This is a genomic window from Pseudomonas sp. G5(2012), from assembly GCF_000408945.1.
GTDB classification, from domain to species: domain Bacteria; phylum Pseudomonadota; class Gammaproteobacteria; order Pseudomonadales; family Pseudomonadaceae; genus Aquipseudomonas; species Aquipseudomonas umsongensis.
Window position 1 is genome coordinate 19,882 of the sequence record NZ_APIO01000127.1, and the last position, 7,995, is coordinate 27,876.

9 protein-coding genes are annotated in these 7,995 nt (G+C 59.8%); 2 read left to right on the forward strand and 7 right to left on the reverse strand.

What is annotated here, in order from left to right:
* Window positions 1-5 precede the first annotated feature (5 nt).
* The 6 genes from ccoO (PG5_RS29130) to ccoN (PG5_RS29155) all read right to left on the reverse strand — a co-directional run bounded on the left by ccoO (PG5_RS29130) (window position 6) and on the right by ccoN (PG5_RS29155) (window position 5,741).
* Window positions 6-614 (reverse strand): cytochrome-c oxidase, cbb3-type subunit II, encoded by a 609-nt coding sequence (ccoO, locus tag PG5_RS29130; protein WP_008057891.1) that lies wholly within the window; start codon window positions 612-614, stop codon window positions 6-8.
* Entirely contained in the window at window positions 614-2,056 is a 1,443-nt protein-coding gene (gene ccoN / locus PG5_RS29135) for a cytochrome-c oxidase, cbb3-type subunit I (RefSeq protein ID WP_020800668.1), read from the reverse strand. Before ccoN (PG5_RS29135) ends, ccoO (PG5_RS29130) begins: the two co-directional genes overlap by 1 nt.
* 487 nt (window positions 2,057-2,543) lie before the next feature.
* Window positions 2,544-3,500: a cytochrome-c oxidase, cbb3-type subunit III gene (gene ccoP, locus PG5_RS29140; RefSeq protein ID WP_020800670.1), complete on the reverse strand. Its 957-nt coding sequence runs from the start codon at window positions 3,498-3,500 to the stop codon at window positions 2,544-2,546.
* Window positions 3,497-3,694, reverse strand: a complete 198-nt coding sequence (locus PG5_RS29145) for a CcoQ/FixQ family Cbb3-type cytochrome c oxidase assembly chaperone (protein ID WP_020800671.1) — start codon at window positions 3,692-3,694, stop codon at window positions 3,497-3,499. The genes ccoP and PG5_RS29145 overlap by 4 nt, the downstream gene beginning before the upstream one ends.
* Window positions 3,695-3,697: 3 nt before the next feature.
* Entirely contained in the window at window positions 3,698-4,306 is a 609-nt protein-coding gene (gene ccoO, locus PG5_RS29150) for a cytochrome-c oxidase, cbb3-type subunit II (RefSeq protein ID WP_020800672.1), read from the reverse strand.
* 10 nt (window positions 4,307-4,316) lie between these two features.
* Window positions 4,317-5,741, reverse strand: a complete 1,425-nt coding sequence (gene ccoN / locus PG5_RS29155; RefSeq protein ID WP_020800673.1) for a cytochrome-c oxidase, cbb3-type subunit I — start codon at window positions 5,739-5,741, stop codon at window positions 4,317-4,319.
* Between the two features lie 86 nt (window positions 5,742-5,827).
* Between ccoN (PG5_RS29155) and PG5_RS29160 the strand changes: the two genes are divergently transcribed.
* Window positions 5,828-6,514, forward strand: coding sequence for an alpha/beta fold hydrolase (locus PG5_RS29160; RefSeq protein WP_020800674.1), 687 nt, complete (start codon window positions 5,828-5,830; stop codon window positions 6,512-6,514).
* A 66-nt stretch (window positions 6,515-6,580) separates the two neighbouring features.
* Here PG5_RS29160 and PG5_RS29165 read toward each other — a convergent pair whose 3' ends face one another.
* On the reverse strand, window positions 6,581-7,039 hold the full coding sequence (locus PG5_RS29165) for a hypothetical protein (protein WP_155943759.1): 459 nt from the start codon (window positions 7,037-7,039) through the stop codon (window positions 6,581-6,583).
* 368 nt (window positions 7,040-7,407) lie between these two features.
* Between PG5_RS29165 and PG5_RS29175 the strand changes: the two genes are divergently transcribed.
* Entirely contained in the window at window positions 7,408-7,941 is a 534-nt protein-coding gene (locus PG5_RS29175; RefSeq protein ID WP_020800676.1) for a hypothetical protein, read from the forward strand.
* Window positions 7,942-7,995: the final 54 nt, after the last annotated feature.

Here is a 7,995-nt window from a genome sequence, read left to right on the forward strand (position 1 = left end):
TTAGATCACCGTTTGCTTTTGATGATGGTGCCCAGGCCTTGCAGATAGGCCACCAGCGCGTCCATTTCGGTTTTGCCCTTCACGGCATCCTTGGCACCGGCGATGTCTTCGTCGGTGTAAGGGACGCCGAGCGCGCGCAAGACTTCCATTTTCTTGGCGGTGTCCTTGCCGTCGAGCTTGTTTTCCACGAGGAACGGGTAGGCCGGCATTTTCGACTCAGGCACCACGTTGCGCGGGTTGTACAAGTGCGCACGCTGCCAGTCATCGGAGTAACGACCGCCGACACGGGCCAGGTCCGGACCGGTACGCTTGGAACCCCACAGGAACGGGTGGTCCCACACGCTCTCACCGGCGACCGAGTAGTGGCCGTAACGTTCGGTTTCAGCACGGAACGGGCGGATCATCTGCGAGTGGCAGCTGACACAACCGTTGGCGATGTAGACATCCCGGCCTTCCAGTTCAAGGGCAGGGCGGGGCTTCATGCCCTCGACCGGCTTGTTGGTGACATCCTGGAAAAACAGCGGAACGATCTGGGTCAGGCCGCCGACACTGACGGCGATAACCATGAAGAAGGCCAGCAGGCCAATATTCTTCTCGACTGCTTCATGCTTCATCAGTGAGCTCCAACTACAACGATCTGTTCGGCAGCTTTAGCCTCTGCCGGGTGCGAGGCACGTACGGTACGCCATACGTTGTAGGCCATGAACAGCATGCCAGTGGCGAAGAACGCACCGCCCAGGGCGCGAACGATGAAGCCAGGGTGGCTGGCTTGCAGCGCTTCGACGAACGAGTAGGTGAGGGTGCCGTCGTCGTTGATTGCACGCCACATCAGGCCCTGGGTGATGCCGTTGACCCACATCGAAGCGATGTACAGCACGGTACCGATGGTCGCGAGCCAGAAGTGCGTGTTGATCAGGCCGATGCTGTGCATCTGCGCGCGACCGAACAGTTTCGGGATCATGTGGTAGATCGCGCCGATCGAGATCATTGCTACCCAGCCGAGTGCGCCGGCGTGTACGTGGCCGATGGTCCAGTCGGTGTAGTGCGACAGCGAGTTGACGGTCTTGATGGCCATCATCGGGCCTTCGAAGGTCGACATGCCGTAGAACGCCAGGGACACCACCAAAAAGCGCAGGATCGGGTCGGTACGCAGCTTATGCCAGGCGCCCGACAGGGTCATCATGCCGTTGATCATGCCGCCCCAGCTTGGCGCCAGCAGGATGATCGACATGGCCATGCCCAGCGATTGGGCCCAGTCCGGCAGTGCGGTGTAGTGCAGGTGGTGCGGACCGGCCCAGATGTACAGGGTGATCAGCGCCCAGAAGTGCACGATGGACAGGCGATAGGAGTAGATCGGACGCTCGGCCTGTTTCGGCACGAAGTAGTACATCATCCCCAGGAAACCGGTGGTCAGGAAGAAGCCTACGGCGTTGTGGCCGTACCACCACTGGATCATCGCGTCGGTCGCGCCCGAGTAGGCCGAGTAGGACTTGAACAGGCTGACCGGCAGCGACATGTGGTTGACGATGTGCAGCATCGCGGTCACGACGATGAAAGCACCGTAGAACCAGTTGCCCACATAGATGTGCTTGGTCTTGCGCTTGGTGATGGTGCCGAAGAACACCAGGCCGTAGGTAACCCAGACAATGGCCAGCAGAATAGCCAGAGGCCATTCCAGCTCAGCGTATTCCTTGGTGGTGGTGTAACCCAGCGGCAAGGTAACGATGGCGCCGACGATCACCGCTTGCCAACCCCAGAAGGTGAAGGCCGCGAGGCTGTCGGAAATCAGTCGCGTTTGGCAGGTTCGCTGCACGACGTAGTAGGAAGTGGCAAACAGTGCACAACCACCGAAGGCGAAAATCACCAGGTTGGTGTGCAACGGGCGCAGGCGTCCAAAGCTCGTCCACGGCAGGCCGAAGTTCAACTCCGGCCAGACCAGTTGCGAGGCGATGAAGACACCGAGCCCCATGCCAAGGATCCCCCAGACCACCGTCATGATGGCGAACTGGCGGACTACCTTATAGTTATAAGCAGTCGGACTGATTGCTGTGCTCATTCTAAGGTTCCACGGTTTGGGTGTTTTATTAGGATTAAAAATCGGCCGCAAGTATGGAGAAAGCAGGGGGTCATTGCAACGCGCCATGACCTGGGTCAATGCGTTCAAATGCTGATTCTGCGGCCTTTCCATGCGCCGCGTAAGGACAAAAATGGCCTCGGACAAAATGTCGCAGTGAACGGAAAAAGCGAGGGGGTTCAGGTCGCTTGTAACAAGGTGTGTTGAAAAGGCCTGGTCGGCGACCGACGGTATTTGGCTCGACAGCCGGTATCTACCAGCGTTTGCGGCCTGTCAGTCAGTCGACGGGGGCGAACACATCGCGCAAGGATGACCTGGAACCGGCACGGGCCAGTCCGCATCGATCAAGCGTAGACCCGAATGCGGGGATTCGAAAGGAGGACTCAGGAAGGGTGTGACAAAAGGAAGCAGCCTGGAGCGTAAAGCTGCAAGCTTCAAGAGTGATCTCGTCGCTTGCAGCTTCTTGTTTTTACTTTTCGCTTGTTGCTTGAAGCTTGCCGCTCAATTGCTCATTCCCTTTCGAAAGGCTGAACACATAAGCCGCGAGCAGTTGCACTTTATCGTTGCCCAGCAACTCATTCTGCGCCGGCATGTGACCCTGGCGACCGTGGCGGATGGTCTGTTCGAGCTGGGTCAGGCTGGTGCCATAAATGAACCCGGCCGGGTGCGTCAGGTTCGGCGCGCCCATGGCTGCGGTGCCCTGGCCGTTTGCCCCGTGACAGGCGGTACAGGTGGTGCTGAAGGCTTGCTGACCGGCTTGCAGGTCGGCCTTGTCGTCCGCCGGCAATGGCAGCCCGGCCAGTTCGTGGCGTACATAGGCAGCAACGTTTTTCACCCCTGCTTCGCCGAGGATTTCACCCCAGGCGGGCATCGCCGCCATGCGCCCACCGAGGATGGTGGCCTTGATGGTGTCGGCGTCGCCGCCCCAGCGCCAGTCACTGTCCGCCAGGTTGGGGAAGCCGAACGCGCCCTTGGCATCCGAGCCGTGGCACACCGAGCAGTTGGAGGCGAACAGGCGCCCACCCATTTTCAGCGCTTGCGGGTCCTTGGCCACTTCTTCCACCGGCATGGCGGCGAATTTGGCGAAGATCGGTCCGAACCGGGCGTCGGCCCTGTCCATTTCCTTTTCCCACTCGTGCACGCCGGTCCAGCCGTTGGCGTAGCCGGGCAGGATGCCTTTCCAGTTGCCCAGGCCGGGATAGAGGATCAGGTAGCCGACGGCAAACACCAGGGTGCCGGCGAACAGCATGAACCACCATTGCGGCAACGGGTTGTCGTACTCCTCGATGCCGTCGAAGCTGTGGCCCATGGTCTGGTCGACGCTGCCCTTGGTTTCGCCCTTGCGGGTGCCGATCAGCAGCCAGGTCAGGCCAATCAGGCTGCCGATGGTCAGTACGCAGATCCACGTACTCCAGAAAGTGGTCATGGCCGGGTGCTCCTTGTGGCGGATTCTTCGGGGGTCTGGGCTTGTGGCTCGTCGGCGAACGGCAGCAGTCGCGCTTCGGCGAATTGCGCGCTGCGCTTGGCGTTGAACACCCACAGCGTCAGGCCGACGAAGGCCACGAACACCACGACGGTGCCCAGGCCGCGGATCATTCCAGTACTCATTTCAACGACCATGACTCACCTCTTGCTCTTGATCGCAGTGCCGAGCACTTGCAGGTAGGCGACCAGCGCATCCATCTCCGACTTGCCCTTGAGCGACTCGACGCTGCCTGCGATGTCCTCGTCGGTGTAGGGCACGCCGAGGGTACGCATGGCGCGGAGCTTGGTTTCGGTGTGGCCGCTGTCGACCGCGTTGGCCACCAGCCACGGGTACGCCGGCATCTTCGATTCCGGTACCACGTTGCGCGGGTTGTACAAGTGCGCGCGGTGCCAGTCATCGGAGTAGCGCGCGCCGACCCTCGCCAGGTCCGGGCCCGTGCGTTTCGAGCCCCAGAGGAACGGGTGATCCCAAACGCTTTCACCGGCCACCGAGTAGTGCCCGTAGCGTTCGGTCTCGGAGCGAAACGGGCGGATCATCTGTGAGTGGCAACCCACGCAGCCTTCGCGGATATAGATGTCGCGGCCTTCCAGTTGCAGTGCGGTGTAGGGCTTCATGCCTTCCACCGGTTTGTTGGTCACGTCCTGGAAGAACAACGGGACGATCTGGGTCAGGCCGCCAATGCTCACGGCCAACACCATCAGCAGCATCAGCAGGCCGACGTTTTTCTCGATTGTTTCGTGTTTCATGGCGGACTCCTCAGGCCATCTGCGCGGCAGCGACGGCGTCGGCAGGCTGCGAGGCCCGCACGGTGCGCCAGGTGTTGTAGGCCATCAGCAACATGCCACTCAGGAAGATCGCCCCGCCTACCAGCCGCACGACGAAGCCCGGATGGCTGGCCACCAGGGTTTCGACGAAGGAGTAGGTCAGCGTGCCGTCTTCGTTCACCGCGCGCCACATCAGGCCCTGGGCGATGCCGTTGACCCACATCGAGGCGATGTACAGCACGGTGCCGATGGTGGCGAGCCAGAAGTGCGCGTTGATCAGGCCGATGCTGTGCATCTGCTCGCGTCCGAAGACTTTGGGGATCATGTGGTACAGCGCGCCGATGGAAATCATCGCCACCCAGCCGAGCGCGCCGGCGTGCACGTGGCCGATGGTCCAGTCGGTGTAGTGGGAGAGGGCGTTGACCGTCTTGATCGCCATCATCGGCCCTTCGAAGGTCGACATGCCGTAGAACGCCAGCGATACCACGAGGAAGCGCAGGATCGGATCGCTGCGCAACTTATGCCAGGCACCGGAGAGCGTCATCATGCCGTTGATCATGCCGCCCCAGCTGGGCGCCAGCAGGATCAGCGACATCACCATGCCCAGCGACTGCGCCCAGTCCGGCAAGGCGGTGTAGTGCAAATGGTGGGGGCCGGCCCAGATGTACAGGGTGATCAGCGCCCAGAAGTGCACGATCGACAGGCGATAGGAATACACCGGGCGCTCGGCCTGTTTCGGCACGAAGTAATACATCATCCCGAGGAAACCGGCGGTGAGGAAAAAGCCCACGGCGTTGTGGCCGTACCACCATTGCACCATCGCATCGGTGGCGCCGGAGTACAGCGAGTAGGACTTGGTGAAGCTGACGGGCAGTTCCATGTTGTTGACGATGTGCAGGATCGCCACGGTGATGATGAACCCGCCGAAGAACCAGTTACCGACATAGATGTGCTTGGTCTTGCGCTGCATCACTGTGCCGAAGAACACCACGGCGTAGGCGACCCAGACGATGGTGATCAGGATGTCGATCGGCCATTCCAGCTCGGCGTATTCCTTGGAACTGGTGTAGCCCAACGGCAGGCTGATGGCCGCCAGGACAATCACCAGCTGCCAGCCCCAGAAGCAGAACGCAGCTATTTTTGGCGCAAATAATTGCGTCTGGCAGGTGCGTTGTACCGAATAGAACGAACTGGCGAACAGGGCGCAGCCACCGAACGCGAAGATCACCGCGTTGGTGTGCAGCGGGCGCAGGCGGCCGAAGCTGGTCCAGGGCAAATTGAAGTTGAGTTCGGGCCAGACCAACTGGGCAGCGAGAAAAACCCCGAGCCCCATGCCGACGATGCCCCACACCACCGTCATAATGGCGAATTGGCGGACCACCTTGTAGTTGTAGGCGGTACTGATAGAAGTGTTCATGGTTCCCCATCCACGGTTCAGCCGCTGGCTGCACAAACGGTGCACCCTGCGCCTGGAGTTATAGGCAGACTAAAAGCGAGGCAAGCATGGACAAACAGCACATGGCCGGTATTGACGGGGATCAATGGGCGCAGTGCGTGCGCGAAAAGGGATGGTTGTGGGATGCGGCTTCGGGCAAGGCCTCGGCAACCCTGATCCTGGCCCACGGCGCTGGAGCGCCAATGGACAGCGACTGGATGAACGACATGACCGCACGCCTTGTGGCACAAGGCGTCAACGTATTGCGCTTTGAGTTTCCGTACATGGCGCAGCGGCGTGTCGACGGTAGCAAGCGCCCGCCCAATCCGATGCCAAGGCTGCTGGAGTGCTGGCGCGAGGTGTATGACCAGGTGCGACGCCATGTCACTGGGACGCTGGCCATTGGCGGCAAGTCGATGGGCGGACGGGTCGCCAGCATGCTCGCCGATGAGTTGGGTGCCGATGCGTTGGTGTGCCTGGGTTATCCGTTTTATGCCGTGGGTAAACCGGAAAAACCGCGGGTGGAGCATCTGGCGGCGTTGAAGACGCGCACGTTGATCGTGCAGGGCGAGCGGGATGCGTTGGGCAATCGCGAGGCGGTCGAGGGCTACGCGCTGTCACCGAGTATCGAGGTGTTTTGGCTGGTGGCGGGGGATCATGATTTGAAGCCGTTGAAGGCGTCGGGGTTTAGCCATGAGCAGCATCTGGCGTTGGCTGCAAAGCGCGTTGCGGATGTTGTTCGCGCTGTTAGCTGAAGATTGTGAGTTTGAAATGAGTTTTTAGAAAGGCGGGCACAGGGGTGCCACGCCTTCATCACCAGGTCAGGGGATTTTTCGTTCGAAAGAGAACTTGCCTTCGGGCGATTGATGAATGCCCAGGAAGACTGTTTCGAAATAGCCCTCGCTTTGTCGGGTTTTCGGGTCGAGTTTGATATGAACCGTTGCTGACTGCGCACGGGCGACGTCGAGCTGTCCGTTCCCTTTTGAAAAAGCATGATCAAAGGTCAGTCCACCTGTACCGAGAGTGAAGGTGCGGTCTATGATTTCATCGTCTACATAGGGGATGGAGAAGTCATAAAAAAAGATATCGTTGGTGTCATGAGAGCCGGTCCAACCCTCCCATACCCAGTAAAACTGGCCTGGCCTGCCTTCCCATAGGTATGCACCTGTATCACTTGCCTCAATGAATTCGCCTTCAGCGTTGAAGCGCCACTTGAAGATGTCGTTGGCTTCGACAGTGCGCTTTTTCTGTAGGGTTTGCAGCCTGCGTTCGTTGCTCATAGTGAAATATTCCATTCCTTGAGGTGGCTTGATGAAGGCGTTGCCTTCCGGGGCCAATCTAAGCTCAATTGGAATGGTGGGTAACTGTTACAAGTGACAGTTGCGAAGCCTGTTAATGGGTTGCAAATACATGCGGCCCCGCTGTGACGCAGAGCGTCACGGGCTGCATTCCTTTGCTGCGCGTGGGAACGATCATCAGGGGTGGCTTTACCTTCGCGTAGACATTTCCCACTGCCACCGCAGACTCGTCCCCTATCGCGTCTGCATCGTCGGCCGCATCATGATCGTTCCCACGCGCAGCAAAGGAATGCATCCAGGGACGCTACGCGTTCCATCCCGCCGCACCGCAAGATTCAAGGACGAATCCCATGGGCCGAAGCCGTTACTCCATCACCGAGCCTGACAAACCCCACTTCCTCACCTGTACCCTCATGGAATGGCTCCCGCTGTTCATCCGCCCCTATATCGTCGACCACCTGCTGGACTGCTGGCGTTACCAGCAAACCCACCACAGCCTGCAGCTGTTTGGTTATGTGGTCCTCGAAAATCACCTGCACTTCGTTGCCCAGGCACCTGACCTGGGCAAGTCCCTGAGCCAGTTCAAATCCTATACCGCGAGACAGATCATCAACGACCTGCAAAGCAAGGGGGCGGATAGAGCCCTACAGCGACTGCGCTTCAGCAAGCGGGCGCACAAGCAGGATCGGGTGTACCAGTTGTGGCAGGAAGGCTCGCACGCGGAAATGGTTTTCAGTGAGTCGGTGATGCGCCAGAAACTCGATTACATCCACAACAACCCGGTGAAGCGGGGGTATGTGGACTTGCCGGAGCACTGGCGTTACTCGAGTGCGAGGAACTACGCGGGGTTGGACGGGTTGATCGAGATTCAGCGCTGGTATTGACGCGCACCACTACATACTGCGGCGCGACTGGAACGCGGAGCGTCCCGGGCTGCA